The sequence below is a fragment of the Pseudomonas sp. Snoq117.2 genome, assembly GCF_900110545.1.
In the GTDB taxonomy this organism is placed as follows: domain Bacteria; phylum Pseudomonadota; class Gammaproteobacteria; order Pseudomonadales; family Pseudomonadaceae; genus Chryseomonas; species Chryseomonas benzopyrenica.
On record NZ_FOED01000006.1, the window covers coordinates 1 to 26,150 of the forward strand.

Here is a 26,150-nt window from a genome sequence, read left to right on the forward strand (position 1 = left end):
GAGAGCCAAATGGCGAAGAATCCGTGGACCCCTCGCCCGGCTCAGACCTAAGTGCTTGATTTTCAAGCCGCTTCAGCGTCTGCGCCGGAAGTGGGGCGCATTATAGGGGAGTTTCGGAGCAGGTCAACAGCTTATTTTCAAAAAGCCAAAAAAGAAGGGGCTGCTCGCGCAGCCCCTTCTCTTATAGCCCCCTAGGCCCGACCGATACGGCGGTTGCGCCAGAGGGTGGTGAAGGGTCCGGAAACCGCGTAGGCCAGGAAGCCCAGCAGCAGAACGCGTGGCGGGTCGGTGAAGACCACGGCGAAGACCAGTACGGCGATCAGGATGACCACGAAGGGCACCCGTCCCTTCAGACCCAGGGTCTTGAAGCTCCAATACTTGAAGTTGCTGACCATGAGCATGCCGGCAGCAGCGACCATCAGGGCCACCAGCAGGGACAGCTTGGAGCCCTGAATGCCGAAGTCGCTGAAGCACCAGACGGTACCGGCCACCAGGGCAGCCGCAGAAGGACTGGCCAGACCGATGAAGTAGCGCTTGTCCACCGAACCGATCTGGGTGTTGAAGCGAGCCAGGCGCAAGGCGGCGCCCGCTACATAGATGAAGGCGACGGCCCAGCCGACATTGCCCAGGCCGCTCAGGGCCCACTGGAAGGCCAGGATGGCCGGCGCGACACCAAAGGCGACCATGTCGGAGAGCGAGTCGTACTGTTCGCCGAAGGCACTCTGGGTATTGGTCATGCGGGCGACGCGGCCATCCAGGCCATCGAGGACCATGGCAATGAAGATGGCGGCGGCGGCGGCCGAGAAGCCGGCGGAGGCAATCTCGTACTGCCCCTGGATGAAGGCGGTCTGCGCCGCGACACCCTTGATGATGGAATAAAGGCCGGCAAAGAGCGCCGCGGTGGTGAAGAGATTGGGCAGCAGGTACACGCCACGGCGTCTGATCTTGCGACCCTGGGCGTCCTGCGTCTCCTCGATGTGTTCATCCACGGGGATGAGGCCGTCGGTGTTGGTGTTGGACGGGGTTTCTTCGGGACGCTCGCTCATGGATTTTCCTTGGGCATTACCTGACGGATTGGACTGACCTCTTGAGGATAGGGTTCAGCCTAACCTCCCATGCTAAGGCATTGCCGGGGTCGTGGGCAGTGCAATGAAAAACGCGGCCGAGGCCGCGTCTTTTACCGTTCGTTTCAGGGCAAGCGCCCTGCCCGATCAGTTCTTGGTCTTGTCAACGATCTTGTTCGACGCGATCCAGGGCATCATGGCACGCAGCTTCTCGCCGACCTGCTCGATCGGGTGAGCCGCGTTGTTGCGACGGTAGGCGGTCATGGAGGCGTAGTTGGACGCGCCCTCGGCAACGAACATCTTGGCGTACTCGCCGTTCTGGATGCGCTTGAGCGCATTCTTCATGGCGGCGCGCGACTCGGCGTTGATCACCTCGGGGCCGGTCACGTACTCGCCGTACTCGGCGTTGTTGGAGATCGAGTAGTTCATGTTGGCGATGCCGCCTTCATACATGAGGTCAACGATCAGCTTCAGCTCGTGCAGGCACTCGAAGTAGGCCATTTCCGGCGCGTAGCCGGCTTCGACCAGGGTTTCGAAACCGGCCTTGACCAGCTCGACCGCACCACCGCACAGCACGGCTTGCTCGCCGAACAGGTCGGTTTCGGTCTCGTCCTTGAAGGTGGTTTCGATGATGCCGGTACGGCCGCCGCCGACGCCGCAGGCGTAGGACAGAGCAACGTTCTTGGCATTGCCGGAAGCGTCCTGGTGGACGGCGACCAGATCAGGGATGCCGCCGCCCTTGACGAACTCGGAACGCACGGTGTGACCCGGGGCCTTGGGGGCGATCATGATGACGTCCAGGTCAGCGCGGGGCACGACCTGGTTGTAGTGGATGGCGAAACCGTGGGCGAAGGCCAGGGTGGCACCCTGCTTCAGGTTCGGCTCGATCTCGTCCTTGTACAGCTTGGACTGGAATTCGTCGGGGGTCAGGATCATGACCACGTCAGCGGCGGCGACGGCGTCCTTGACCGGCTTGACGGTCAGACCATGGGCCTCGGCCTTGGCCACGGTGGCCGAGCCACTGCGCAGACCGACGACGACGTCGACGCCGGAGTCCTTCAGGTTGCAGGCGTGGGCGTGGCCCTGGGAGCCGTAGCCGATGATGGCGACCTTCTTGCCCTGGATGATGGAAAGGTCACAGTCTTTGTCGTAGTAAACGCGCATTGCAGGTTCTCCTGGAAAAGGGGGTATCAGATGCTCAGGGCTTTGTCGCCACGGGAAATTCCGGTCACGCCGCTACGCACCACCTCGAGGATGGACGCGGCACCGATCGCCTGGATGAAGCTGTCGATCTTCTCGCTGGTGCCCGCCAGCTGAATGGTATACACGCTACTGCCGACATCGACGATCTGGCCGCGAAAGATATCGGTGGTGCGCTTGACCTCGGCGCGCTGTGCGCCGGTGGCCTTGACCTTGATCAGCAGGAGTTCGCGCTCGATGTGAGCACTCTCTGACAGGTTGACCAGTTTCACTACCTCGATGAGCTTGTTGAGGTTCTTGGTGATCTGCTCGACCGTCTCTTCCTGGCCGATGGTAGTCAGGGTCAGGCGCGACAGGGTCGGATCCTCGGTCGCGGCGACCGTGAGGCTTTCGATGTTGTAGTTGCGCTGGGAGAACAGGCCGACCACGCGGGACAGGGCGCCGGGCTCGTTTTCCAGCAGCAGGGAGATGATGTGTCTCATGTTCAGGTCCGCTCCGTCTTGCTCAGCCACATGTCGCGCATCGCGCCATCCTTGATCTGCATCGGATAGACGTGTTCGGTGTTGTCCACGGCGATGTCGAGGAAGACCAGGCGATTCTTCATGGCGAAGGCCTCGGCCATCATCGGCTTGAGGTCTTCCAGACGCTCGATGCGCATGCCGACGTGGCCATAGGCCTCGGCCAGCTTGACGAAGTCCGGCAGGGATTCCATGTAGGAGTGGGAGTAGCGGCTGCTGTACTGCATGTCCTGCCACTGGCGGACCATGCCCAAGGCGCCATTGTTGAGGCAGACGATCTTCACCGGCAGGTCGTACTGCATGCAGGTGGAGAGCTCCTGGATGTTCATCTGCACGCTGCCTTCGCCGGTGACGCAGGCGACATCAGCGTCCGGGAAGTTGAGCTTGACACCCATGGCCGCCGGGAAGCCGAAGCCCATGGTGCCGAGGCCGCCGGAGTTGATCCAGCGATTGGGCTTGTCATAGCGGTAGTACTGGGCGGCGAACATCTGGTGCTGGCCGACATCGGAGGTGATGTAGGCATCGCCCGCGGTGACGTCGTACAGGGTCTCGATGACGGTCTGCGGCTTGATGATGCTGCCGTCGCCCTTGTTGTAGGGGAACATCTCGCGGCCGCCGCGCCATTCCTCGATCTGCTTCCACCAGGCGGCCTGGCTTTCGGCATGGGGCTTCTCGCTCAGCTCGCGGACCACGGCGACCATCTCGGCGAGGACGCTGTCGACCGGACCGACGATGGGCACGTCGGCCTTGATGGTCTTGGAGATCGACGCCGGGTCGATGTCGACATGGATGATCTTGGCGTTCGGGCAGAAGCGCGTGGCGCCGTTGATGACGCGGTCATCGAAGCGCGCACCCACGGCGAGGATGACGTCGCTGTGGTGCATGGCCAGGTTGGCCGGGTAACTGCCGTGCATGCCGAGCATGCCGAGGAACTGGCGGTCGCTGCCCGGATAGCCGCCGAGACCCATCAGGGTGTTGGTGACCGGCAGGTTGAGCAGGCGTGCCAGCTCGGTGAGGGCCGCGGAGGCACCGCCGAGGATGACGCCACCACCGGCGTAGAGGATGGGACGCTTGGCCGCTACCAGCATCTCGACGGCCTTGCGGATCTGCCCGGAGTGACCGCGTTGCGCCGGATTGTAGGAGCGCAGCTTGATCTTCTTCGGATAGACGTATTCGTATTTCTTGGTCGGATCGCCCATGTCCTTGGGGATGTCGACCACCACGGGACCGGGACGCCCGGACTCGGCGAGGTAGAAGGCCTTCTTGAGGACTTCGGGGATCTCGGAGGGGTGCTTGATGATGAAACTGTGCTTCACGATCGGCCGGGAGATACCGACCATGTCGGTTTCCTGGAAGGCGTCGGTGCCCACCATGTTGCTCGGCACCTGACCGGACAGGACGACCATGGGAATGGAGTCCATGTAGGCGGTGGCGATGCCGGTGATGGCATTGGTCGCACCGGGACCGGAGGTCACCAGGACCACACCGGCCTTGCCGGTGGCGCGGGCATAGCCGTCGGCCATGTGGGTGGCGGCCTGCTCGTGGCGAACCAGGATGTGGTTGAGCGCCGGTTCCTTGAACAGGGCGTCGTAGATGTGCAGCAGGGCACCGCCCGGGTACCCGTAGATGTGTTTCACGCCCTCGTCGCGCAAGAAGCGGACGACCATCTCAGCGCCAGTTAATAGCTCCACGTATCACCTCATTCCACGCATGGCGAGCGCCCATCGGTGGACGCTCAAGGTTCGGTTGACTGCAAGGCAGAGCATGGGCGACGGTGGTCACCGACGATTCAGCTGCCTAGAAAGCCTTGTTGGAAGATTCCGATGAATGCTGGAGCTTCCACCCGACGCGAGGTAACGCGGTGCAGGGTATTTGACTGTGGCGGCGCGGGTAGGCACCTCATGGTCTGCCGAGCAGTCAGCTTTGGGCCGACTCGCTACAGCGAACTTTGGATTGTTCGCATTCGTCCGGTGCAAGTCAAGCCGAAAGGTGCAACCGGGCGCAATCGGTCGTCGGCGATCAGCCGTGATGAAAAGGTCGACGTCTCCTCTTATAGTGAAGTCCTGTCCTCTGCCCTTCCAGGATTCTCATGCGCTCGATCTTCTGGCTTTCCGCCCTGGCTTTCGCCTGCAGCCTGTCCGCCCAGGCCGCGCAGGTCTACAAGTGGACCGACGACAAGGGCATCACCCATTTCAGTGCCCAGCCGCCCGAGGGCCAGAAGGCCAAGGAGGTGGACGTGAAGACGGCGCCGCAGATCAATGGCGGGGGCAGCGCGCCCACCTACAAGATGCCCAACGGCACCCAGCAACCGTCGGTGTCCAATGATGCCCAGCAACAGGAACTGGATCGACGGGTGAAGGCCCAGGTGCGCGAGGAACAGAACAAGCTCAAGGAGCAGTGCGATCAGGCGCGGCAGAATCTGGCACAACTGCGCAACAACCCGCGCATCCTGGTGCAGTCCGGTCGGGGCGAGACGCGGCGGCTGAGCGAAGAGGAACGTCAGCAGCGCCTGGCCGACACCCAGCTGTCCATCGAGCAGAACTGCGGCAAGTAGCTCAGGCGCTTTCGATGATGCGGTCGAATTCGGCCAGGGACGCGAGCAGGGGCAGGACCGGATCGAGATTGCCCTGATAGACCATCTCGGCCATCGGCCGGATGCCCGAGCGCGCCGGCAGGACCGCATCGCTTTCGATGATCAGCTTCATCCGCGGCACGAAGATCCACTGCAGCCACTGGGCGAAACTCAGGGTATCCACGCAGAAGGGCTCCTGGCTGGCCAGGGCCTCCGCGCTCGGCGCCTGCGCCGACCACCAGCCGAGCAGGCGCAATTCACGTTCGATCTGCAGCAGCTGATCGGCCAGGGCGGGCAGGCGCTCGTCCATCAGGTACCCACCTGGGCCTTCTGCCGGGCCAGAGCGGCCCCGGAGGCATCGCCCTGGGCCTCGCGGGCCTGAGCGATCAGCTGCCAGAGACTGGCCTGCAGGGCCGGCCGCCCGTTGGCATAGGTCAGGGCGCGCCTGGCCAGTTGCTCGCCCTGGGCGGGATCGTTCTGGGCCAGGCGTACCTGGGCCAGGCGATAGAGGACCTGGGGCTCGCGCGGAGCGATACGCTGGGCTCGTTCCAGACTCGAAGAAGCGCCGTTGAGATCGCCGCCGCTCTGCTGTTGCTGGGCGGTGGTCAGCAGCGCCAGCACCGGACCATCGAGCTGTTCGTCGGCGGCGAGACCGCCGCCACTGGAGTTACTCGCGGACGGAATTCCGGTCGGCGCCCTGTTGGCCGCTGTGGAACCGTTTTGCGTAGCGGGCGGATAGACCGGCTGCGAATAGCTCGGCTGCACCGGCGCCTGGGTGGGCGGGGCGCTGGGGCTGGGGCTGGACGAGGTGATCAGCGGCGCCGAGGCCGCTGGCGCGGCATAGGTTTCCAGGGGCGCGGAACTGCCGCCCGGTACCATGACGGTCACCCCGGTATCGGCCGGCGCGCTGGGCGCTGCCGCCACCGGGGCCTGGCGTTGCGCCGGCAGGGGTCGGTTGTTGCCTTGGCGATAGAGTTCGCCGTTGGACACCGGACCGCCCGAATCGACCACGGGGATGGCACCACGTTGCGGCGCGGCGCAACCCGCGAGGAGAACACCGGCGATCACCACCGGCCAGACTGCTTTCGTCACCTTGCGACCTCTCAATTCAACCAGCCCTTGACCCAATCCATGACCGGATTGCCTCCGTTGCCGTTCCCGCCCGTGGCGGGCGCGGCCGGTGCGCCACAGGAGGCACCCGGTGGCGGCTCACTGCCGCGAATATAAGGCATCTGCACGGCATTGGGACACGAAGGATCCGTGCCGCGGCCAGTGGTGGCATCGACCCAGGCCTGGGTGATGTTGTCCGGCACCGGCATGTCCAGAGAGGCCGGATCGGCGCGGCGCATGAAATTGCTCCAGACCTGCAGCGCACCGGTGGCACCGGTCAGCGGCGTCTTGCCATTGTCGTCGCGACCCAGCCAGACCACCGCCAGCAGATCCTGGCTGAAGCCGGAGAACCAGCTGTCGCGGGAATCGTTGGTGGTACCGGTCTTGCCCGCCAGATTCACGCTGGTGGGGATCTGGTTGTAGACCGAGCGCCCGGTGCCCTCGCGCATGACGCGCTGCATGGCGTACTGCACCAGGTAGATGGCGCCAGTATCGAAGCGCTGCTCGATCTGGAAGGGATAGCGTTTGAGCGGCTCGCCATTGGCATCGAGCACGCTGCGGATGCTGCGCAACGGCGTATTGAAGCCACCATTGGCCAACGTCTGGTACATCGTCGCCACTTCCATGGGCGTCAGAGCGCCGGCCCCGAGCAGGGTCGCCGGATAGGGCGGCAGGGCGCGACTCACGCCCTGCCGCTCGACGGTCTTGAGCACCTCGGGCAGCCCGAGGTCCAGGCCCAGGCGTGCCGTGGAAAGGTTGTAGGAATGCGCCAGCCCCTGGTAGAGGAAGATGGTGCCGTGTGCCTTGTGCTCGTAGTTCTGTGGCCGCCAGACCTGGCCGTCGGCGCCCTTGACCGAGAAGGGCTCGTCCTGGATCAGGGTGGTCAGGGTGTACTTGCTGGGGCGCTCCAGGGCGGTGAGATAGACCGCCGGCTTGATCAGCGAACCGACCTGGCGCACCGCATCGAGGGCGCGGTTGTAGCCGGCGAAACGCGGATCGCGGCCACCCAGCAGCGCCTGGACCTCACCGGTTTCCGGATTGGTCACCACCATGGCCGACTCGACGTTTTCCGCGCCCTTGCGACCATCGATGCGCTTCAAAGCCTCGGCCATGGCCGCTTCGGCCTTGGTCTGCAGGATCGGATCGAAGCTGGTGAAGATGCGCAGCCCTTCTTCGGTGAGGTCTTCGTCGCGGTAGTCCTGCTTGAGCTGACGCTTGACCAGGTCGACGAAGGCCGGGAAGGAGCTGTTGGTCAGGCTGCCAGCCTTGGTGATGCCCAGCGGGCGCGCCTTGGCGGCCTCGGCCTCGGTGGCGCTGACCACGCCCTGCTCGGCCATGAGGTCGAGTACCAGGTTGCGGCGGGTCATGGCGCGCTCGGGGTAGCGGCGCGGGTTGTAGTAGGACGGGCCCTTCACCAGGCCGACCAGCAGGGCGACCTGATGCAGTTTCAGTTCGCTGAAGGGCTGGCCGAAGAAGTACTGGGCCGCCAGGCCGAAGCCGTGGATGGCGCGCGAGCCGTCCTGACCGAGGAACACCTCGTTGAGATAGGCCTCGAGGATCTCCTGCTTGCTGTAATGCAGCTCCAGCAGCAGCGCCATCAGGGCTTCGGTGCCCTTGCGGGTGATGCTGCGCTCGTTGGTGAGGTAGAAGTTCTTGACCAGCTGCTGGGTCAGGGTACTGCCGCCCTGGCGCACCTGGCCGCTGGTGGCATTGACCCAGACCGCCCGGGCGATGGACTTGGGCGAGACGCCATGGTGATGCCAGAACTCGCGGTCCTCGACGGCCACCAGGCCATCGACCAGATGCGCTGGCGCCTGGTCGAGCTTGATGAGGATGCGATCCTCGTTATGCGCCGGATAGATGCCACCGATCATCAGCGGTTCGAGACGAGCCACGGCGAGATTGCTGCCATCCAGGGCGCTGATGCCGGAGACGGTGCCGCCGGCGAAACGCACGCGGATCGCCCGGGCCGGCTCGACGCCTTCGTAGAACTGGAAGCCGCGGGTATTCAGCTCGACCGTGGAGGCACCCACGGAGACGCTGCCGGGGCCATCCACGGTCTTTTCGCGGCGATAGCCGAGGGCATCGAGTTCGGTGAGGAAGTCGTCACGGCTGAGCTTGACGCCGTTGAACAACTCCAGCGGCCGGGCATAGACCTTGGCCGGAATGGTCCAGCGCTTGCCGGAGAATTTTTCCTGGACCACGGCATCCAGATAGATGCATACGCCAGCCAGGGCTACCAGCGCGACCAGACCAAGCTTGACTGCCCAGCCGGACAGGCGGCGCCAGTCAAAGGTCTTGCGCTTGCGGGAACGAGAGGATCGGGGTCGCTTCATGGCGGCGCATTATACGCACTTGCCCGGTGGCCGACAGCGGCGCGCCAGCGCTTCGTCAGCTGGGGTTCAAGGACGCCCCTTCCCGGTGTCGCGGCTTGCGCAGGCAGCCCTGGCAGCGATAATGCCGCCATCCATTCCCTACAAGGACCGCCCGTGAGCCAGCTCCTGATTTCCGCCCTGCAGAACCCGGCGCTCTATCCCCATCCCACCTCGGCGTTCCGGGTCATCGAAACCCATATTTCCTGGGTCGTGCTGACCGGCGAGGTCGCCTACAAGATCAAGAAGCCGGTGAATTTCGGCTTCCTCGACTTCACTGACCTAGAGGCCCGCGGCCACTTCTGCCGCGAGGAGCTGCGACTCAATCAGCGTCTGACCCGCGACCTCTATCAGGACGTGGTGGCCATCACCGGCAGCGAAGGCGCCCCCGAACTGGGCGGCAGCGGTCCGGTCATCGAATACGCCCTGCGCATGCGCGAATTCCCGCAGAGCCAGTTGCTCAGCGAGGTGCAGCAGCGCGGCGAACTGACCCAGGCGCACATCGACGCCCTGGCCGCTCAGATCGCCCGCTTCCACCTGTCGGCGCCCCAGGTGGCGACCACGCATCCGCTGTGCACCCCGGACGCCGCCATGGCGCCGGTACGGCAGAATTTCGAGCAGATCCGCGCCATGCTCAACGAGGCGGCCGATCTCGACCAGCTCGACCAGCTCGAAGCCTGGGCCGAAGCCAGCTACGCGCGCCTGCTGCCGCTGTTCGAGGCCCGCTGCCGGGACGGCTTCATCCGCGAATGCCACGGCGACATCCACCTGGCCAACGCCACCCTGCTCGATGGCGAGGTGGTGCTGTTCGACTGCATCGAGTTCAACGAGCCCTTCCGCCTGACCGACACCATGGGCGATGCCGGCTTCCTGGCCATGGACCTGGAAGACCGCGGACTCAAGACGCTGAGCAACAGATTCGTCAACGCCTACTTCGAGGCGACCGGCGACTACAGCGGCCTCGCCCTGCTCGACTTCTATAAAGCCTACCGCGCCATGGTGCGTGCCAAGATCGCCCTCTTCCGCCTGGGCCAGGCCGAGGAGCCGGCACTGCGAGCCGAGATCCTCGCCAGCTATCGCAGCTACACGGCACTGGCCGAGGGCTACACCCAGGTGCCCCAGCCCTTCGCGGCGGTGATGCATGGTGTCTCGGGCATCGGCAAGAGCACCGTGGCCCTGGCCCTGGTCGAGGCGCTCGGTGCCATTCGCCTGAGATCCGATGTCGAGCGCCAGCGCCTCTATGCCGACAGCGACGAGGCCACCCGCTACAGCGCGGCGGCCGGCGAAGCCACCTATGCGCGGCTGCACGAGATCGGCGCCCAGGTGCTGGCGGCCGGCTATCCGCTGGTGCTCGACGCCACCTACCTCAAGCAGGGCCAGCGTACCGCGGCCCAGGCACTCGCCGAGGCCCAGGCCGCGCCCCTGCTGATCATCGACTGCCAGGCGGACGATGAACTCATCGCCCGCTGGCTGCAGGAGCGCCAGGCCGAGGGAACCGATCCTTCCGAAGCCACCCTCGCGGTGGTGGCGGCCCAGCGCCAGGCCCAGGATCCGCTCGAACCAGCCGAGCAGGATCGCGCGCTGGTGGTGGAGCTGGGACGCGCCGGGCAACTGGAGGCCTTGCCGGCTCGCCTGCTGCGCCGACTGGGTCGCGCCCAGGCCTGACCACGACCTCCTGGGGGGCAGAACAAGCGTTCCGTCACAGCCCGTGGAGTTGTGGATTTACGGTCGCCGACGAGCGGCTTATCGTGCGACCCACGTCACAACCTCTGCGTAACAAGAAGGAATTGGCACCATGTACCTCATCGGCGATCAGCCTCCCTATGTCGATCAATTGCGTCAGGCGCTGCAGGCCATTCCGGCGCAATTGGTCAGTGGTGTGGCGCCGAGTCGGCAGCCGCTGCAGCTGACTCCCGCCGCCCTGTTGCAGGACTGGATGCGCAACGACGAGGTCTATCTGATCCAGCGTGGCCCGTTGCGGGTGGTCCTGGATCAGCGGGCGCTGTTCCAGCTCGGCGAAGGCGACCTGATCGGCCTCGGGCGCACCCTGGATCTGCCGATCCTCATTTACGAGAGCGAGGCCGACGTCCTGGTGCTGCCCTATGACCGCGAGACCTTTCTCGCGGCGGCGACCGCCACCCCGGCTCAGCGCGATGCCCTGCTGAGGTACCTGCTGGGCCAGCAATCGCTGCTGGCGCAGGCGCTGATCCGCCTCAAGCCGCCGGTCACCCAGCCGGCCACCGGCTTCCGGCGCTATGCCGCCGGCGAGGTCATCATCCGCCAGGGCGATTCCGCCGAGCATGTCTTCGTCATCACCGAAGGACATGCCGAGGCCTGGGTGGACGGCTGCAAGGTCGGCGAGGTCTGCCAGGACGAGATCGTCGGTGCCCTGGCGGTCTTCACCCATACGCCGCGCACCGCCAGCGTGATCGCCAAGACGGTCTGCACCGTGCTGGTGATTCCCCAGGATCAGTTCGTCTCGCTGATGGAGACCACCCCGCGCATTGCCCACAGCCTGATCGAGAACATGGCGCGCCATATCGACACGCTGAACAAAGAAGTGACCCGCCTGCGCAGCGTCTCGGAGCGACCAATCGCCAGTAATTAAGAAATATTCTCGAATACGCTTGACGATGGAATGAGAATTGTTATTATTCAACTCAGCCGGTCGCGAGATCGGTCGATAACTGGAGGTCCAGCAGTGGTCTTTCGGGTTATCTCCTCATCAGGCTAATCACGGTTTTGGACCCGGCTCTGCCGGGTCTTTTTTTTGCCTGAAATCTGGCGCTAGCGCCGATCCAGCAAGGCCGGCACCGGATCAGCCGGTCGCTCTTCCCCCAAGACATAGGCCGCCTGCAACTGCCGGGCAGCTCGCGCTGCACTGTCAGCGTCACGGGCATGAATCAGGCCCAGGGGCCGATTCTCGTCCACCCGCTCACCTGGCAGCGCCAGGCCGGCCAGGCCCACCGCGGGATCCACTTCATCTTCCGGACGTTGCCGCCCGCCACCCAGCTCGACGACCAGCAAGCCAAGGGCGCGGGTATCGACCTGCTGCACCCAGCCCGGGCGTGCCGGATGGACGGCGCGTACCTCTTGAGCCCGGGGCAGATGCTGCCAGGGCCGCTCGGTCAAGTCGGACGGGCCGCCCAGGGCCAGGTTCATCGCGGCGAAACGCGCCAGGGCGGCCCCGCTCTGCCAGGCCTCCAGCACCAGGCGCTCGGCGGTGGCGGCATCCCTTGCCAGTCCGGCCAGTTGCAGCGTCTCCTCGGCCAGGGCCTGAATCACCTGCCAGAGTCGTTCGCTGCGCACCTCGCCGGCCAGCAGGGCGATGGCCTCCTCCACTTCCAAGGCATTGCCGGCGCTGCGCGCCAGGGGCTGACTCATGTCAGTGATCAGGGAGCGGGTACGCACCCCCGCGGCCTCGGCGACCTCGACCAGGCTATCGGCCAGACGCAGGGCCGCTTCCCTCCCGGCCATGAAGGCGCCGCCGCCGGTCTTGACGTCCATCACCAGCACGTCCAGGCCGGCAGCCAGTTTCTTGGCCAGGATGGAGGCGGTGATCAGGTCCACCGATTCCACCGTGGCGGTGACATCGCGGATGGCATAGAGGCGGCGATCGGCCGGGGCCAGATTGGCGTCCGGGCCGACGATGGCGCAACCCACCTCGGCCACCACCTGGCGAAAGCGCGCCAGGCCAGGGCGGATGCGATAGCCGGGGATGCTCTCCAGCTTGTCCAGGGTGCCGCCGGTATGGCCCAGGCCGCGCCCGGAGATCATCGGCACATGGCAGCCACAGGCGGCGAGCAGCGGCGCTAGCACCAGGCTGGTGAGATCGCCCACGCCGCCGGTGGAATGCTTGTCCACCACCGGCCCCGGCAGGTCCCAGTGCAGCACCTGGCCGCTGTCGCGCATGGCCAGGGTCAGGGCGGTACGTTCGGCGGCGGTCATGCCGCGCAGCAGGGTAGCCATGGCGAAGGCGGCGATCTGGCCTTCGCTGAGGCTGTCGTCGGCGATGCCGAGGACCAGGCGCTGGAGGTCCGTAGCGGACAGCTCCAGGCCATCGCGCTTCTGGCGGATCACTTCCTGGGCGAGCCACATGGGCTTAAATCCTTTAAAAGTCGTCGAAGGCGCCGGGCAGCAGCTCAGCCAGGGTCCAGGTACGGGTCCGGCCGGGCTCGCTGCCACTGCAGACGATGGTCGCGTCGGGCGCCATCAGCTCCAGCAGCACTTGGCGACAGGCACCGCAGGGACTGATCAGGGGAACGCCTGGCGCATGGATGGCCATGGCGGTGAAGCTGCGTGGCGGCAGGCCTTGGCTGATGGCGGCGAACAGAGCGCTGCGTTCGGCGCAGTTGGTCAGGCCATAGGAGATGTTTTCCACGTTGCAGCCATGGATGACTGTGCCCTCCGCCGTCAGCAGGGCGGCCCCGACGGGAAATTCGGAATGCGGGCAGTAGGCACGCTGGGAAGCGGTGACGGCCTCGGTCAGCAGGTGGTCGAGGGTTTCAGCAGGAACAGCGGACATGGGAAGTACCTCGGGAAAGCGAAAAGAGCGAGCGTGAGTGTAGCCCGGTCGGACGACCGGGCCGCCGCGACTCAAAGGCTGACAAAGAAGCCGGCCAAAGCCGCACTCATCAGGTTGGCCAGGGTGCCGCCAAGCATGGCGCGCAGGCCCAACTGGGCCAGTTCGTGACGCCGTTGGGGGGCGATGCCGCCCAGGCCGCCGAGCTGGATGGCGATGGAGGACAGGTTGGCGAAGCCACAGAGGGCGAAGGTGACGATGACCTGGGTGTGCGCCGACAGGGGTTGCACCCCCGCTGCCGCCGCCTTGAGCGGATCCAGGTAGGTCGAGAGGTCGGCATAGGCGACGAATTCGTTGAGCACCAGCTTCTGGCCGATGAAGCCACCGGCCTGCACCGCCTCGCTCCAGGGCACGCCGATCAGGAAGGCGACCGGCGCCAGCAGATAGCCGAGCACCAGCTGCATGCTCAGCTGCGGCAGGCCGAACCAGGCACCGCACCAGCCGAGGATGCCGTTGAGCAAGGCGATCAGGGCGATGAAGGCCAGCAGCATGGCACCGACCGCCAGGGCCACGCGCAAACCGACCTGAGCGCCTTCGGCGGCTGCGTCTATGACGTTGGCCGGGCGCTCCTCGCCCTCCCCCAGGGTCTTCATGGCCTGGTCGCGCGGCTGCTCGGTCTCCGGCTCCATCAGCTTGGCCATCAGCAATCCACCCGGCGCGGCCATGAAGCTGGCGGCGATCAGGTACTTGAGCTCCACGCCCATGCCGGCGTAGCCCAGCAGCACCGAGCCGGCCACCGCGGCGAAACCGCCGACCATGATGGCGAACAGCTCCGAGCGGGTGAGCTCGGCGATGAAGGGCCGCACCACCAGCGGCATTTCCGACTGGCCGAGGAACAGGGTGGCGGTAACGGTGGTGGACTCCACCCGGCTGGTACCGAGCAGGGCATGCAGCGCTCCACCCACCAGACGGATGATCCAGCCCATGATGCCCAGGTAGTAGAGCACCGCGATCAGGCTGCCGAAGAACACGATCAAGGGCAGCACCCGCACGGCGAAGACGAAGCCGCCGTTACCGAAGTACTCGAACATCCTGGGTCCGGCGAGGCCGCCGAAGAGGAACTCGATGCCCTTGTCGGCATAGAGCTGCAGCGACGAGACGGCGCCGGAGACGCTGCCAAGCACCTGCTGGCCCCAGGGAATGTAGAGGACGAACAGGCCGAGCCCCGCCTGCAACAGAAAGGCCGCGAGCACGGTACGCACGCGAATGGCGCGCCGTTGGCGGAAAAGAGGATGGCGATGGCCACCAGCAACAGCATGCCCAACACAGAGATCATCAAGAGACTCCTAACAGGATCGCCCGGTAGCGGCGATCGATGGGCGACAAGCGCAAGCAAGGCGCCTGCCAGAAGCTGTCCGACCGATCAGCTTTTGGCTGACCTAATGGTCAGCCAGGCGCAGGGGTCGGTCCAGTTGCAGACCCGCGGGCGAGAGCCGTGCCCCATAAGCCAGCACCTGCACGCCCTGCCGGCGTGCCTCGCCCAGGGCCAGGGCATAGGCGGCATCGATTTCCGCCGCCGGACGCACCGCCTCGATGCCGTCGAGCAGCACGCAATAGAGCAGCACCGCCCGCTCGCCGGCCGCGGCCAGCGCCGCCAGCTCACGCAGATGGCGGGTACCGCGGGTGGTCACCGCATCGGGAAAGGCGGCGATAGCGGTATCGGCGAAGCCCAGGGTGACGCTCTTCACCTCCAGGTACAGCGGCCCCGCGGGATACTCCAGGCGGAAATCGGCGCGGCTGTTTTCCAGACCGTAGGCTACCTCCCGGCGCAGGGCGGTGAAGCCAGTCAGTTCGGGAATGCCGCCGGCCAGCAAGGCCTCCTCCACCAGGCGATTGGCCCGGGCAGTATTGATGCAGGCCAATCGCCCATGATCCGTCTCGACCAGCTCCCAGGTGCCGGGCAGCTTACGCTTGGGGCCGCTGGCGCGACTGAACCAGACGCGGGCGCCCGGCGGCTGGCAATGGAGCATGGAACCGGTATTGGGACAATGCAGGGTCAATACCTCGCCGCTGGCGGTTTCGATGTCAGCGAGAAAGCGCTTGTAGCGGCGCAGCAGGCGACCCTCTTCCAGGGGCGGCTCGAATCTCACCGGGTACTCCAGCGCTGCAGGCCCTGGGCGATGCGGGCAACGGCCTCTTCCAGGCGCGGCAGCGATTGGGTGTAGGCGAAGCGCACATGGGTGTCGGCGCGATGGCGACCGAAGTCCAGGCCCGGGGTGATGGCCACGTGCTCGGTCTCCAGCAGGAACTGGCAGAAGGCATAGGCATCGCCGCCGAAGGCGGAGATGTCGGCATAGAGGTAGAAGGCGCCCTGGGGCTCGACGGCGATCCTGAAGCCCAGGGCACGCAACGCCGGCAGCAGGTAGTCGCGGCGGCGGGCGAATTCGGCGCGACGCGCTTCGAAGATGGCCATGGCTTCAGGGGTGAAACAGGCCAGGGCGGCCTGCTGGGCCACGGTGGAGGCGCTGATGTAGAGATTCTGCGCCAGCTTTTCCAGCTCCGGCACCGCGGCGCGCGGTGCCACCAGCCAGCCAAGGCGCCAGCCGGTCATGCCGAAGTACTTGGAGAAGCTGTTGAGCACGAAGGCCGTGTCGTCCACTTCCAGCACGCTGGGCGCGTCCAGACCGTAGGTCAGGCCGTGGTAGATCTCATCCACCACCAGATGGCCGCCACGCGCCTTGAGCGCGGCCGACAGCGCGGCGAGTTCGTCGCGATCGAGCAGGGTGCCGGTCGGATTGGCCGGCGAGGCCACCAGGGCGCCGACGCTGTCGGTTTGCCAGTGCCGCTCGACCAGCTCGGGGGTGAGCTGATAGCGGGTGTCGGCGCCGACCGGAATCAGCTGGGCCGCGCCTTCCACCAGGCGCAGGAAGTGCCTATTGCAAGGATAGCCGGGATCGGCCAGCAGCCAGTGACGTCCGGGATCGACCAGCAGGGCGCTGGCCAGCAGCAGCGCGCCCGAGCCGCCAGGGGTGATCAGCACCCGCTCCGGATCCAGGTCGACGCCATAACGCTCGCCATAGAAGGCGGCGATGGCCTGGCGCAATTCCGGCAGGCCGCGGGCCGCGGTGTAGCGGGTCTGACCGGCCGCCAGGGCCGCCTGGCCAGCGGCGACCACCGGGGCGGCCGTGGTGAAATCGGGCTCGCCGATCTCCAGGTGGATGACGTCGTGTCCGGCGGCCTGGAGCTGGTTGGCGCGCTCCAGCAAGGCCATCACATGGAAGGGCTCGATGGCCTGGCTGCGCGCGCTGTAGGAATTGGACATGGAAGGGGTCCGAACTTGTGGCGAAGGCGGGATTCTAACCAAGGCTTCGCAGACCGGCATCCGCCGCGTCGGCAAGGAGCGGGAGGCCGGTAGTAGCGCCCCCTGGAAGCTTCTGGTAAGTTCGCCGGCTTGCATCCGCAGGGCGACTGGCCAGTCGAGAACATATTCAGCCTGGCGTCGGCATTGCGCGGGACGCCATCGGCAGCCACAGCCCCCAGGCGTTCCAACATGGAGAGGCCTGGAAACGCATCCAGCCTGTGGACAGGATCAGCGAAAGTGAGAGGGTCAATCATGCCCAGCGAAGCAAATCAGCAGAACAATCATCTGGCCCGTGGCTACGAACCCTACCAGCCCAGCAAGGGCGAGGAATACATGAGTGAGCGCATGCGCGCCCACTTCACCGGCATTCTGAACAAGTGGAAGCAGGAACTGCGCGAAGAAGTCGATCGCACCGTGCACCACATGAAGGAAGAAGCGGCCAACTTCGCCGACCCGGCCGATCGCGCCACCCAGGAAGAGGAATTCAGCCTGGAACTGCGTGCCCGCGACCGCGAGCGCAAGCTGATCAAGAAGATCGACGAGACGCTGCAGCTGATCGAAGACAACGAATACGGCTGGTGCGACTCCTGCGGCGTGGAAATCGGCATCCGTCGCCTGGAAGCCCGCCCGACCGCCAGTCTGTGCATCGACTGCAAGACGCTGGCCGAGATCCGCGAGAAGCAGACCGGGACCTGAGTCCCGCTGCCTCACCGACGAGGGCGCTACGGCGCCCTTTGTTCTTTCCGGCATTCACAGGATGAGCTATGTCCAGGCACCCCTATGTCGGTCGTTTCGCCCCCACGCCCAGCGGCTATCTGCACTTCGGTTCGCTGGTCGCCGCCCTCGCCTCCTATCTGGATGCCCGCGCCGCGGGCGGACGCTGGCTGGTACGCATGGAAGACCTGGATCCGCCGCGCGAGGTCCCGGGTGCCCAGGCGGCGATTCTCACTACCCTGGAAGCCTACGGCTTCGAATGGGACGGTCCGGTGCTGCGCCAGAGCGAACGCCTGGACGCCTATCGGGCGGTCATCGCGCAGTGGCTGGCCAGCGGTCTGGCCTATGCCTGCGATTGTTCGCGCAAGCAGCTCGAAGGCAGTGGCGGCCTCTACCCCGGGCACTGCCGCAATCGCGGCCTGCCGGCGACGGACGCCGCTATCCGCATCCGTGTCCCGGAGCTGGACTACCGCTTCGTCGATCGCGTCCAGGGCGAATTCCGCCAGCACCTGGGTCGCGCGGTGGGCGACTTCGTCATCCAGCGCCGCGACGGCCTGATCGCCTATCAATTGGCCGTGGTGATGGACGATGCCCTGCAGGGCATGACCGACGTGGTGCGCGGCGCCGACCTGCTGGACTCCACGCCGCGCCAGCTCTACCTGCAGGAATTGCTCGGCCATCCGGCGCCGCGCTATCTGCACGTCCCGCTGCTGATCCAGCCCGATGGCCACAAGCTGGGCAAAAGTTACCGCTCGCCGCCGCTGCCGCCCGAGCAGGCCGGGGCCCTGCTGGTACGCGCCCTGCGCACCCTGGGCCAGCCGACCCGTGCGGAGCTGGCCGAGGAAGCCCCGGCCAAGGTGCTGGCCTGGGGCGTCGCCCACTGGGATGCCGCGCTGATCCCGCGGGTTCCGCACCTGGCCGAAGCCCAGCTGCCCGCCTAGTAGTTGGGCCAGAGTCCTGGCGTGGCCAGCTCCAGTAGATGTCCGTCCGGATCGCGGAAGTACAGACTGATCGCGCCACGAGGCCACTGGGTGCGCGCTTCGATGGCTACCCCGGCCGCCGCCAGGTGCGCGATCCAGGGCTCCAGCTCGTCCGCTCCGATCGCCAGGGCCAGGTGCTGACAGCCCTGGGCGCCATGGGACGGAATGCAGCCGCCCGGCAGCCGGACCGGTTGCTCGGTGGTGCCCCGCTGGAACAGCAACAGCACACTGGCGCCCACCGCATAGGCGGCCAGGCGTTCGTCGGCGAACATAGGCGCCAGTCCCAGCACCTCCTCGTAGAAGCGCCGGGCGCTGGGCAGATCGGCGGCATAGAGCGCGGTTTCCAGCACGGCGGCGAGGCGAGGCCTGGTCATCGTCGATCTCCAGTGGATAAAGAGGCCTTCACGGTAGAACCGTGGCGCTCCGGGGTATAGCGCTTTTGCTTTACCATGGCGCCATCGCCGTTCGGGAACCGCGCATGTACATCTACCGGTTGGTCCTGCTCCTCGTGGTAGGCATCTATCTGTTCTCCCCCGCCATCATGGATTGGTGGATCGCTCCCAGCGGCGCCTGGTATCGCCCCTACCTGCTGTGGCTCATCCTCATCGTGGTGACCTTCATCCTGCAGAGCCAGCGCGATGCCGACGAGCTTTAGTCTGTCCCAACTGGTCCTGATCAGCGCCGGCTACCTGCTGATCTTCTTCGGTGTCGCCTGGATGACCGAGAAGGGCTGGGTGCCGCGCCGGCTGGTGCGCCATCCGCTGATCTACACCCTGTCGCTGGGCGTCTATGCCAGCGCCTGGGCCTTCTACGGCACCGTGGGCCTGGCCTACGACTACGGCTACGGCTTTCTCGCCTACTACCTGGGGCTGTGCGGCGCCTTTCTGCTGGCGCCGGTATTGCTCTATCCCATCCTGCGGCTGACCCGCGCCTACCAGCTGGCGTCCCTGGCCGACCTCTTCGCCTTCCGCTTCCGGAGCACCTGGGCCGGCGCCCTGACCAGCCTGGGTATGCTGATCGCCGTGCTGCCGCTCCTGGCACTGCAGATTCAGGCGGTGGCCACCAGCACCGGCATCCTGGTACAGGCCCGCGCTCAGGACGCCCCGGCGCTGGGCTTCTGCCTGCTGATCACCCTGTTCGCCATGCTCTTCGGCGCGCGCCAGATCAACTCCAAGGAGCGCCACGAAGGCCTGGTGGTGGCCATCGCCTTCGAATCCCTGGTCAAGCTGCTGGCCCTGGGCATCGTCGGCGGCGTCACCCTCTATACCGTGTTCGGCGGGCCCAACGGCCTGGAGACCTGGCTGCAGCAGAACCAGAGCGCCCTCTCCACCCTGCACACCCCGCTGCAGGAAGGCCCCTGGCGGATCCTGCTGCTGGTGTTCTTCGCCGCGGCCATCGTCACCCCGCACATGTACCACATGGCCTTCACCGAAAATCTCAGTCCCCAGGCGCTGGTCAGCGCCAGTTGGGGGCTGCCGCTGTTCCTGCTGCTGATCAGCCTGGCGGTGCCGCCGATTCTCTGGGGTGGCCTGGCGCTGGGTTCGCCGACGCCGCCGGAGTACTTCACCCTGGGCGTGGGTCTGGCGCTGGACAATCCGCTGCTGGCGCTGGTGGCCTTCGTCGGCGGGCTGTCGGCGGCCAGCGGCCTGATCATCGTGGTGACCATGGCGCTGTCGGGCATGCTGCTCAACCACATCGTGCTGCCGCTCTACCAGCCGCCCACCGACGGCAACATCTATCGCTGGCTGCGCATGACCCGGCGCATGCTGATCGCCGCCATCATCCTTGGCAGCTATGGCTTCTATCGTCTGCTGCAGGGCCATGGCGACCTCTCCAGCCTGGGCATCGTCTCCTTTGTCGCCACCGTGCAATTCCTGCCCGGCGCGCTGTCGGTGCTCTACTGGCAGACGGCCAATCGCAAGGGCTTCATCGCCGGCCTGCTGTGCGGCCTGGGCCTGTGGTTCCTGAGCATGCTCATGCCGCTGGTGGCCGACATCAATCCGCTGCACATCGGCGTCTTCAGCTATCGCATCAGCGCCAGCAACTGGCACCTCGCCGCCGTGGCCTCGCTGACCGTCAACGTGCTGGTGTTCGCCCTGGTCTCGCTGTTCACCGAAGCCAGCGAAGAAGAGAAGAGCGCCGCCGAGGCCTGCGCGGTGGACAACGTCCGCCGCCCGCAACGCCGCGAACTGGCGGCCGGCTCGCCCCAGGACTTCGCCGTCCAGCTGGCCAAGCCACTCGGTGCCAAGACCGCGCAGAAGGAGGTCGAGCGCGCCCTGGCCGATCTGCTGCTGCCCTACGACGAGCGCCGCCCCTATGCCCTGCGCCGCCTGCGCGATCGCATCGAGGCCAACCTGTCCGGCCTGATGGGCCCGCGGGTCGCCCAGGACATCGTCGAGACCTTTCTGCCGTTCAAGGCGGAAAGCGAGGCCTATGCCACCGAAGACATCCACTTCATCGAGAACCGCCTGGAAGACTACCAGTCGCGCCTGACCGGTCTCGCCGCCGAGCTGGACGCCCTGCGCCGCTATCACCGCCAGACCCTGCAGGAACTGCCCATGGGCGTCTGCTCCCTGGCCCGGGACCGCGAAATTCTCATGTGGAACCGCGCCATGGAAGACCTCACCGGCATCGACGGCGCCCGGGTGGTGGGCTCGCGCCTGAGCGCCCTGCCCGATCCCTGGCAGAACCTGTTCGAACGCTTTCTCGCCGAGCCGGCGCAGCAGCACCTCTACAAACAGCGATTGCCCCAGGAACACGAGCAGCGCTGGCTCAACCTGCACAAGGCGACCATCGACGAACCCCTGGCGGTGGGCAGCAACGGCACCGTGCTGGTGGTGGAAGACATCAGCGAGACCCAGTTGCTGGAAGACCGCCTGATCCACTCCGAGCGCCTGGCCTCCATCGGCCGCCTGGCCGCCGGCGTGGCCCACGAGATCGGCAACCCGGTCACCGGCATCGCCTGCCTGGCGCAGAATCTGCGCGAGGAACGCGAAGCGGACGAAGAGATCGACGAGATCAGCAGCCAGATCATCGAGCAGACCCGCCGCATCACCCGCATCGTCCAGTCGCTGATGAGCTTCGCCCATGCCGGTGGCCGCCAGCAGGCCCATGAACCGGTGTGTGTAGCCGAGGCGGCCCAGGAAGCCATCGCCCTGCTCTCGCTCAACCGCCAGAGCGTGGACGTCGACTTCTTCAACCTCTGCGACCCCGAGCACTATGTGCAAGGCGATCCCCAGCGCCTGGTGCAGGTCATGATCAACCTGCTATCCAACGCCCGGGATGCCTCTCCGGCCGGCGCGCCGATCCGGGTGCGCAGCGAGGCCCATGGCCAGACGGTGACCCTGAGCGTCGAGGACGAGGGCAGCGGCATCCCCAAGGCCATCGTCAGTCGCCTGTTCGAACCCTTCTTCACCACCAAGGATCCGGGCAAGGGGACGGGGCTTGGCTTGGCGCTGGTCTATTCCATCGTAGAAGAGCATTATGGTCAGATAATGATCGATAGTCCTACCGACCCCGTGACCGGCCAGGGCACCCGCATTCGGGTACTGCTGCCGCGCTATCTCGGGTTGCCGGAGGCGCCGTGACGGACCCATCCGCCTGCTGGATGGATCTGCTAAAGCATTCGGAAGTCCAGACGACCGCGACAAGACACGCTGCCTGGCGTGGGTCGTCTTGCCTTCCCGTAAGAGAGCGCACTTGATGGCCCATATCCTGATTGTCGAAGACGAGAAGATCATCCGTTCGGCGCTGCGCCGCCTGCTCGAGCGCAACCAGTTCCGCGTCAGCGAAGCCGGCTCCGTCCAGGAAGCCCAGGATCTCTACGACGTCCCCAGCTTCGATCTCGTCATCAGCGATCTGCGCCTGCCCGGCGCCCCCGGCACCGAGATGATCGATCTCGCCAAGGGCAAGCCGGTGCTGATCATGACCAGCTACGCCAGCCTGAGATCGGCGGTCGATTCCATGAAGCAGGGCGCGGTGGACTACATCGCCAAGCCCTTCGATCACGACGAGATGCTGCAGGCCGTGGCGCGCATCCTGGTGGAGCGCGAGCAGCGCCCGCCGGTAGCCGTCGAGGAAAGCGTCACACCACCGCCGGCCACCGGCGAGATCGGCATCATCGGCAACTGCGCGCCGATGCAGGACCTCTTCGGCAAGATCCGCAAGGTCGCCCCCACCGACTCCACCGTGCTCATCCAGGGCGAATCGGGCACCGGCAAGGAACTGGTGGCGCGCGCGCTGCACAACCTGTCGCGCCGGGCCAAGGCGCCGCTGATCTCGGTCAACTGCGCGGCCATTCCCGAAACCCTGATCGAATCCGAACTCTTCGGCCACGAGAAGGGCGCCTTCACCGGCGCCAGCGCCAGCCGCACCGGCCTGGTGGAGGCAGCCGACGGCGGCACCCTGTTTCTCGACGAGATCGGCGAATTGCCGCTGGAAGCCCAGGCACGCCTCTTGCGCGTGCTGCAGGAAGGCGAGATCCGCCGGGTCGGTTCGGTGCAGTCGCAAAAGGTCGATGTGCGCCTGATCGCCGCGACCCACCGGGATCTCAAGGGCCTGGCCAAGATCGGCCAGTTCCGCGAAGACCTCTTCTATCGCCTCAACGTCATCTCCCTGCGCCTGCCCGCCCTGCGCGAGCGCGGGGGCGACGTCATGGAGATCGCCCGAGTGTTCCTCGCGCGGCAATCGGCGCGCATGAGTCGCCCGGGGCTCAAGTTCGGCGCCGAAGCCGAGGCGGCCATCCGCCATTACAGCTGGCCGGGCAACGTGCGTGAGCTGGAGAACGCCATCGAGCGCTCGGTGATCCTCAGCGAAGGCCAGGAGATCAATGCAGATCAGCTGGGCATCGACGTCGAGCTCGGCGAGCTGGAGCTGGCCGACAGCTACCTGGATCCGCTGCCCAGCACGGGCCTGGGTAACGGCAATGGCGCCCACGAGCCCACCGAGGACCTGTCGCTGGAGGACTACTTCCAACACTTCGTGCTCGAACACCAGGACCACATGACCGAGACCGAGCTGGCCCGCAAGCTGGGCGTCAGCCGCAAGTGCCTGTGGGAACGTCGTCAGCGCCTGGGCATCCCGCGCCGCAAGGCCAGTGCCAGCAGCGACGCCAGCTGATCCGCGCCGGGACGTGACAGCCGATACGTCCCGCGGTAACACCCTCTCCCTCCGCCTCCTCATCCTTTGCAATGTGTTACCGCCGTAACAGGCGGCGGGTTCAGAGGTAACGAAAATTTGCCTGTAGCCTCCAAGCAAACAGGCTACATTTTTCGCAAACCACTGATTTCAATGCATTTTTCAAAACTGGCACGGCATCTGCTTTATGTTCTCGTACAAGAACAATAACAACGTACCCCCTCCATAATAAAAACAAGACGTAGCGACTCCAGCACAACAAGAACAAGCAGGCGGAGGCGTAGCTAACTGATCATTTTGGAGAAGAGTCGTCTAGCGGGATGGTCCGCGCGATGTCAGGCCAGAGAACAACAAAACTGCCCCGAGGCAGCACCCGTACCAGGCAGAGCAGGAATGATCCTGACGGCATCAGCTTCCAAAGTAATCCGTTTGCTCTTGGCTCTAGACTTCAGAGCCTTTCCGGCGGCCGGTATCCGCACGGGACAGACCACACAAGAAAAACAAGAGGTCTGGATAGACAATAAAAACAAAGCACGTACCACTTTGGGGGGGAGCTTCGGCTCCCCCAGTGCCTTTGACAGCCTCCCCTCCCTCGTTCAAGATCCCCTCCTTATCTATTGCGCAACGGTTCCTGCTATGGGCCAGATTGCGTATAGCCGTCTCTCCGAACAGAAACTCGCATGCTGAAGAAGCTGATCCAGACTCTGCGCTCGCCCCTGCGGCGTACTCCGCCCGCGCCTGCCTTGCCCATCGAATTGCCCCGCAGTCAGCATGCTCTGGAACGAGAGCGGATCAGTCGTTACGCCTTGAGCGTGGTCGACCGGCTGGAAAAGGCGGGTTATCAGGCCTACCTGGTGGGCGGTTGCGTCCGGGACCTGTTGCTGGGTTTCGAGCCCAAGGACTTCGATGTCGCCACCAGTGCCACGCCCGAGCAGGTGCGGGCCGAATTCCGCAATGCGCGGGTCATCGGCCGGCGCTTCAAGCTGGTCCATGTGCATTTCGGTCGTGAGATCATCGAGGTGGCGACCTTCCGCGCCAATCACCCCACCGGGGATGCCGAAGACGAAGCCCAGGGATCGCGCCATGAAAGCGGCCGGATCCTGCGCGACAACATCTATGGCAACCAGGAACAGGATGCCCAGCGGCGCGACTTCACCATCAACGCGCTCTACTACGATGCCAGCGGCGAACGCATTCTCGACTACGCCAATGGCACCCAGGACATCCGCCTGCGGCAGATCCGCCTGATCGGCGACCCGGAGCAGCGCTACCTGGAAGATCCGGTGCGGATGCTGCGCGCCGTGCGGTTCGCCGCCAAGCTGGATTTCGAGATCGAGACCGCCACCGCCGAACCCATCAGCCGCCTGGCGCCGTTGCTGCGCGACATACCCGCGCCGCGGCTGTACGACGAGATCATCAAGCTGCTCCTGGGCGGCAAGGCGGAGCGCACCTTCGAGTTGCTCTGCCAGTACGGCCTGTTCGCCCCCTTGTTCCCGGCCAGTGGCGAGGCCCTGGAGCGCGACCCGGAGTACGCCGGCAGTCTGATCCGCCAGGCTCTGGCCAACACCGACACCCGTATCCGCGAAGGCAAGCCGGTCACCCCGGCCTTCCTGTTCGCCGCCCTGCTCTGGCCGGCCTTGCCCGAGCGCGTCCGCTATCACCAGGATCGCGGCCTGCCGCCCATTCCGGCCATGCAGGAAGCCGCCCACGACCTGACCCAGCAGCAGTGCCAGCGCACCGCCGTCCCCAAGCGTTTCACCATGCCCATGCGCGAGATCTGGGACATGCAGGAGCGCCTGCCGCGCCGTCAGGGCAAGCGCGCCGATCAACTGCTGGAAAATCCGCGCTTCCGCGCCGGCTACGACTTCCTGCTGCTGCGCGAGAGCGCCGGCGAGGAAACCGGCGGCCTGGGCGAGTGGTGGACGCGCTACCAGGAGGTCGGTGACAGCCAGCGACGCGAGATGATCAAGAACCTCAGCCGGGAAGACGGTGCGCCGGCCAAGCGGCGGCGCCGTGGCGGCAGCAATCGCAAGCGGCGCACCTCGGATGCGCCCACGTCCGGCGACGAATGATGGAAAGGGTCTATCTCGGCCTGGGCAGCAACCTGGCTGAGCCGCGGCGGCAGCTGGACGCCGCCCTGGAGGCCCTGGCCCAGCTGCCTGACAGCCAGCTGGTGGCGGTCTCCGCCTTCTATGCCAGCGATCCCCTGGGGCCGCCCGACCAGCCCCGCTACGTCAATGCCGTCGCCGCGCTGGACACCGCCCTCGCCCCCCTGGCGCTGCTCGACGCCACCCAGGCCATCGAGCAGCAGCAGGGGCGCGTGCGCAAGGACGAGCGCTGGGGTCCGCGCACCCTGGACATCGACATCCTGCTGTTCGGTGAGCGGCTGATCGACGAGCCGCGCCTGCAGGTACCGCACTACCACCTGCAGGCGCGCGCCTTCGTGCTCTATCCCCTGGCCGACCTGGCCCCCGAGCTGCACCTGCCCGATGGCCGCCGGCTGCCGGACCTGTTGTCCGCCTGTCCTTTCGAGGGTCTGGAACGACTGGTACCGTCGTCACCTGCGCGGTAACACTGCCGTAACACCGAACATTGACTTGT

The 26,150-nt window shown here is 65.8% G+C and carries 22 protein-coding genes and 1 pseudogene; 10 read left to right on the forward strand and 13 right to left on the reverse strand.

What is annotated here, in order from left to right; genetic code table 11:
* Window positions 1-191: 191 nt before the first annotated feature.
* The 4 genes from pssA to BMZ43_RS16085 all read right to left on the reverse strand — a co-directional run bounded on the left by pssA (window position 192) and on the right by BMZ43_RS16085 (window position 4,473).
* Window positions 192-1,046, reverse strand: coding sequence for a CDP-diacylglycerol--serine O-phosphatidyltransferase (gene pssA, locus BMZ43_RS16070; protein ID WP_017638575.1), 855 nt, complete (start codon window positions 1,044-1,046; stop codon window positions 192-194).
* A gap of 165 nt (window positions 1,047-1,211) precedes the next feature.
* Window positions 1,212-2,228: a ketol-acid reductoisomerase gene (gene ilvC / locus BMZ43_RS16075; RefSeq protein WP_017638576.1), complete on the reverse strand. Its 1,017-nt coding sequence runs from the start codon at window positions 2,226-2,228 to the stop codon at window positions 1,212-1,214.
* Window positions 2,229-2,254: 26 nt separating this feature from the next.
* Entirely contained in the window at window positions 2,255-2,746 is a 492-nt protein-coding gene (gene ilvN, locus BMZ43_RS16080; protein WP_007159690.1) for an acetolactate synthase small subunit, read from the reverse strand.
* A gap of 2 nt (window positions 2,747-2,748) precedes the next feature.
* Complete coding sequence (locus BMZ43_RS16085) at window positions 2,749-4,473, reverse strand: acetolactate synthase 3 large subunit (protein WP_026083550.1); 1,725 nt, start codon at window positions 4,471-4,473, stop codon at window positions 2,749-2,751.
* A gap of 398 nt (window positions 4,474-4,871) precedes the next feature.
* Between BMZ43_RS16085 and BMZ43_RS16090 the strand changes: the two genes are divergently transcribed.
* Window positions 4,872-5,336 carry a DUF4124 domain-containing protein gene (locus BMZ43_RS16090; protein ID WP_017638578.1) on the forward strand — a complete coding sequence of 155 codons (465 nt, stop codon included), beginning with the start codon at window positions 4,872-4,874 and terminating at the stop codon, window positions 5,334-5,336.
* A gap of 1 nt (window position 5,337) precedes the next feature.
* Here the strand turns inward: BMZ43_RS16090 and BMZ43_RS16095 are convergent, their stop codons facing one another.
* From BMZ43_RS16095 to mrcB, 3 genes are read right to left on the reverse strand one after another with little or no spacing between them, the layout of a single operon-like run.
* Window positions 5,338-5,664 carry a YqcC family protein gene (locus tag BMZ43_RS16095; protein WP_007159693.1) on the reverse strand — a complete coding sequence of 109 codons (327 nt, stop codon included), beginning with the start codon at window positions 5,662-5,664 and terminating at the stop codon, window positions 5,338-5,340.
* The gene (locus tag BMZ43_RS16100) at window positions 5,664-6,446 is read right to left on the reverse strand and encodes a tetratricopeptide repeat protein (protein WP_177344817.1); all 783 of its coding nucleotides are present in this window, start codon (window positions 6,444-6,446) and stop codon (window positions 5,664-5,666) included. The genes BMZ43_RS16095 and BMZ43_RS16100 overlap by 1 nt, the downstream gene beginning before the upstream one ends.
* Window positions 6,447-6,457: 11 nt before the next feature.
* Window positions 6,458-8,800: a penicillin-binding protein 1B gene (gene mrcB, locus BMZ43_RS16105; RefSeq protein ID WP_093254904.1), complete on the reverse strand. Its 2,343-nt coding sequence runs from the start codon at window positions 8,798-8,800 to the stop codon at window positions 6,458-6,460.
* 153 nt (window positions 8,801-8,953) lie between these two features.
* Here mrcB and BMZ43_RS16110 point away from each other — a divergent pair, with 153 nt between their 5' ends.
* Both BMZ43_RS16110 and BMZ43_RS16115 read left to right on the forward strand, forming a co-directional pair.
* Window positions 8,954-10,501 carry a bifunctional aminoglycoside phosphotransferase/ATP-binding protein gene (locus tag BMZ43_RS16110; protein ID WP_093254906.1) on the forward strand — a complete coding sequence of 516 codons (1,548 nt, stop codon included), beginning with the start codon at window positions 8,954-8,956 and terminating at the stop codon, window positions 10,499-10,501.
* A gap of 130 nt (window positions 10,502-10,631) precedes the next feature.
* The gene (locus tag BMZ43_RS16115; RefSeq protein WP_093254908.1) at window positions 10,632-11,444 is read left to right on the forward strand and encodes a cyclic nucleotide-binding domain-containing protein; all 813 of its coding nucleotides are present in this window, start codon (window positions 10,632-10,634) and stop codon (window positions 11,442-11,444) included.
* Between the two features lie 179 nt (window positions 11,445-11,623).
* Here the strand turns inward: BMZ43_RS16115 and deoA are convergent, their stop codons facing one another.
* From deoA to BMZ43_RS16140, 5 genes and pseudogenes are all read right to left on the reverse strand, one after another.
* Window positions 11,624-12,934: a thymidine phosphorylase gene (gene deoA / locus BMZ43_RS16120; protein WP_093254910.1), complete on the reverse strand. Its 1,311-nt coding sequence runs from the start codon at window positions 12,932-12,934 to the stop codon at window positions 11,624-11,626.
* 13 nt (window positions 12,935-12,947) lie between these two features.
* Window positions 12,948-13,361, reverse strand: a complete 414-nt coding sequence (locus BMZ43_RS16125; RefSeq protein WP_059313342.1) for a cytidine deaminase — start codon at window positions 13,359-13,361, stop codon at window positions 12,948-12,950.
* Window positions 13,362-13,432: 71 nt separating this feature from the next.
* Window positions 13,433-14,694 (reverse strand): annotated as a pseudogene (locus BMZ43_RS16130) (NupC/NupG family nucleoside CNT transporter).
* A gap of 103 nt (window positions 14,695-14,797) precedes the next feature.
* Window positions 14,798-15,508, reverse strand: a complete 711-nt coding sequence (gene sfsA, locus BMZ43_RS16135) for a DNA/RNA nuclease SfsA (RefSeq protein ID WP_093254913.1) — start codon at window positions 15,506-15,508, stop codon at window positions 14,798-14,800.
* Window positions 15,505-16,680 (reverse strand): pyridoxal phosphate-dependent aminotransferase, encoded by a 1,176-nt coding sequence (locus BMZ43_RS16140; protein WP_093254916.1) that lies wholly within the window; start codon window positions 16,678-16,680, stop codon window positions 15,505-15,507. The genes sfsA and BMZ43_RS16140 overlap by 4 nt, the downstream gene beginning before the upstream one ends.
* Window positions 16,681-16,971: 291 nt before the next feature.
* On the opposite strand from BMZ43_RS16140, the gene dksA reads away from it, so the two are divergent.
* Window positions 16,972-17,415 carry an RNA polymerase-binding protein DksA gene (gene dksA / locus BMZ43_RS16145; RefSeq protein ID WP_017640386.1) on the forward strand — a complete coding sequence of 148 codons (444 nt, stop codon included), beginning with the start codon at window positions 16,972-16,974 and terminating at the stop codon, window positions 17,413-17,415.
* A gap of 68 nt (window positions 17,416-17,483) precedes the next feature.
* A complete protein-coding gene (gene gluQRS / locus BMZ43_RS16150) occupies window positions 17,484-18,374 on the forward strand; it encodes a tRNA glutamyl-Q(34) synthetase GluQRS (RefSeq protein WP_064306789.1) in 891 nt (296 codons plus the stop codon).
* Here gluQRS and BMZ43_RS16155 read toward each other — a convergent pair.
* Entirely contained in the window at window positions 18,371-18,787 is a 417-nt protein-coding gene (locus BMZ43_RS16155) for a VOC family protein (protein WP_064306790.1), read from the reverse strand. The two genes, gluQRS and BMZ43_RS16155, sit on opposite strands and share 4 nt — an antisense overlap.
* Before the next feature lie 104 nt (window positions 18,788-18,891).
* Between BMZ43_RS16155 and BMZ43_RS16160 the strand changes: the two genes are divergently transcribed.
* From BMZ43_RS16160 to folK, 5 genes are all read left to right on the forward strand, one after another.
* Window positions 18,892-19,068, forward strand: coding sequence for a hypothetical protein (locus BMZ43_RS16160; RefSeq protein WP_007159707.1), 177 nt, complete (start codon window positions 18,892-18,894; stop codon window positions 19,066-19,068).
* Complete coding sequence (locus BMZ43_RS16165; RefSeq protein ID WP_064306791.1) at window positions 19,052-22,000, forward strand: sensor histidine kinase; 2,949 nt, start codon at window positions 19,052-19,054, stop codon at window positions 21,998-22,000. The genes BMZ43_RS16160 and BMZ43_RS16165 overlap by 17 nt, the downstream gene beginning before the upstream one ends.
* Window positions 22,001-22,115: 115 nt before the next feature.
* Complete coding sequence (locus BMZ43_RS16170; RefSeq protein WP_064306792.1) at window positions 22,116-23,531, forward strand: sigma-54-dependent transcriptional regulator; 1,416 nt, start codon at window positions 22,116-22,118, stop codon at window positions 23,529-23,531.
* Between the two features lie 698 nt (window positions 23,532-24,229).
* The gene (locus tag BMZ43_RS16175) at window positions 24,230-25,621 is read left to right on the forward strand and encodes a polynucleotide adenylyltransferase PcnB (protein WP_017640381.1); all 1,392 of its coding nucleotides are present in this window, start codon (window positions 24,230-24,232) and stop codon (window positions 25,619-25,621) included.
* Window positions 25,618-26,121: a 2-amino-4-hydroxy-6-hydroxymethyldihydropteridine diphosphokinase gene (folK, locus tag BMZ43_RS16180; RefSeq protein ID WP_064306793.1), complete on the forward strand. Its 504-nt coding sequence runs from the start codon at window positions 25,618-25,620 to the stop codon at window positions 26,119-26,121. Before BMZ43_RS16175 ends, folK begins: the two co-directional genes overlap by 4 nt.
* The last annotated feature ends 29 nt before the right edge of the window (window positions 26,122-26,150 follow it).

Coding starts and splice junctions, on each gene's coding strand:
- pssA (WP_017638575.1), bottom strand. CDS start 1,046: ATGAGCGAGCGTCCCGAAGAAACCCCGTCCAACACCAACACCGACGGC.
- ilvC (WP_017638576.1), bottom strand. CDS start 2,228: ATGCGCGTTTACTACGACAAAGACTGTGACCTTTCCATCATCCAGGGC.
- ilvN (WP_007159690.1), bottom strand. CDS start 2,746: ATGAGACACATCATCTCCCTGCTGCTGGAAAACGAGCCCGGCGCCCTG.
- BMZ43_RS16090 (WP_017638578.1), top strand. CDS start 4,872: ATGCGCTCGATCTTCTGGCTTTCCGCCCTGGCTTTCGCCTGCAGCCTG.
- BMZ43_RS16095 (WP_007159693.1), bottom strand. CDS start 5,664: ATGGACGAGCGCCTGCCCGCCCTGGCCGATCAGCTGCTGCAGATCGAA.
- mrcB (WP_093254904.1), bottom strand. CDS start 8,800: ATGAAGCGACCCCGATCCTCTCGTTCCCGCAAGCGCAAGACCTTTGAC.
- BMZ43_RS16115 (WP_093254908.1), top strand. CDS start 10,632: ATGTACCTCATCGGCGATCAGCCTCCCTATGTCGATCAATTGCGTCAG.
- deoA (WP_093254910.1), bottom strand. CDS start 12,934: ATGTGGCTCGCCCAGGAAGTGATCCGCCAGAAGCGCGATGGCCTGGAG.
- BMZ43_RS16125 (WP_059313342.1), bottom strand. CDS start 13,361: ATGTCCGCTGTTCCTGCTGAAACCCTCGACCACCTGCTGACCGAGGCC.
- BMZ43_RS16140 (WP_093254916.1), bottom strand. CDS start 16,680: ATGTCCAATTCCTACAGCGCGCGCAGCCAGGCCATCGAGCCCTTCCAT.
- dksA (WP_017640386.1), top strand. CDS start 16,972: ATGCCCAGCGAAGCAAATCAGCAGAACAATCATCTGGCCCGTGGCTAC.
- gluQRS (WP_064306789.1), top strand. CDS start 17,484: ATGTCCAGGCACCCCTATGTCGGTCGTTTCGCCCCCACGCCCAGCGGC.
- BMZ43_RS16155 (WP_064306790.1), bottom strand. CDS start 18,787: ATGACCAGGCCTCGCCTCGCCGCCGTGCTGGAAACCGCGCTCTATGCC.
- BMZ43_RS16160 (WP_007159707.1), top strand. CDS start 18,892: ATGTACATCTACCGGTTGGTCCTGCTCCTCGTGGTAGGCATCTATCTG.
- BMZ43_RS16165 (WP_064306791.1), top strand. CDS start 19,052: ATGCCGACGAGCTTTAGTCTGTCCCAACTGGTCCTGATCAGCGCCGGC.
- BMZ43_RS16170 (WP_064306792.1), top strand. CDS start 22,116: ATGGCCCATATCCTGATTGTCGAAGACGAGAAGATCATCCGTTCGGCG.
- BMZ43_RS16175 (WP_017640381.1), top strand. CDS start 24,230: ATGCTGAAGAAGCTGATCCAGACTCTGCGCTCGCCCCTGCGGCGTACT.
- folK (WP_064306793.1), top strand. CDS start 25,618: ATGATGGAAAGGGTCTATCTCGGCCTGGGCAGCAACCTGGCTGAGCCG.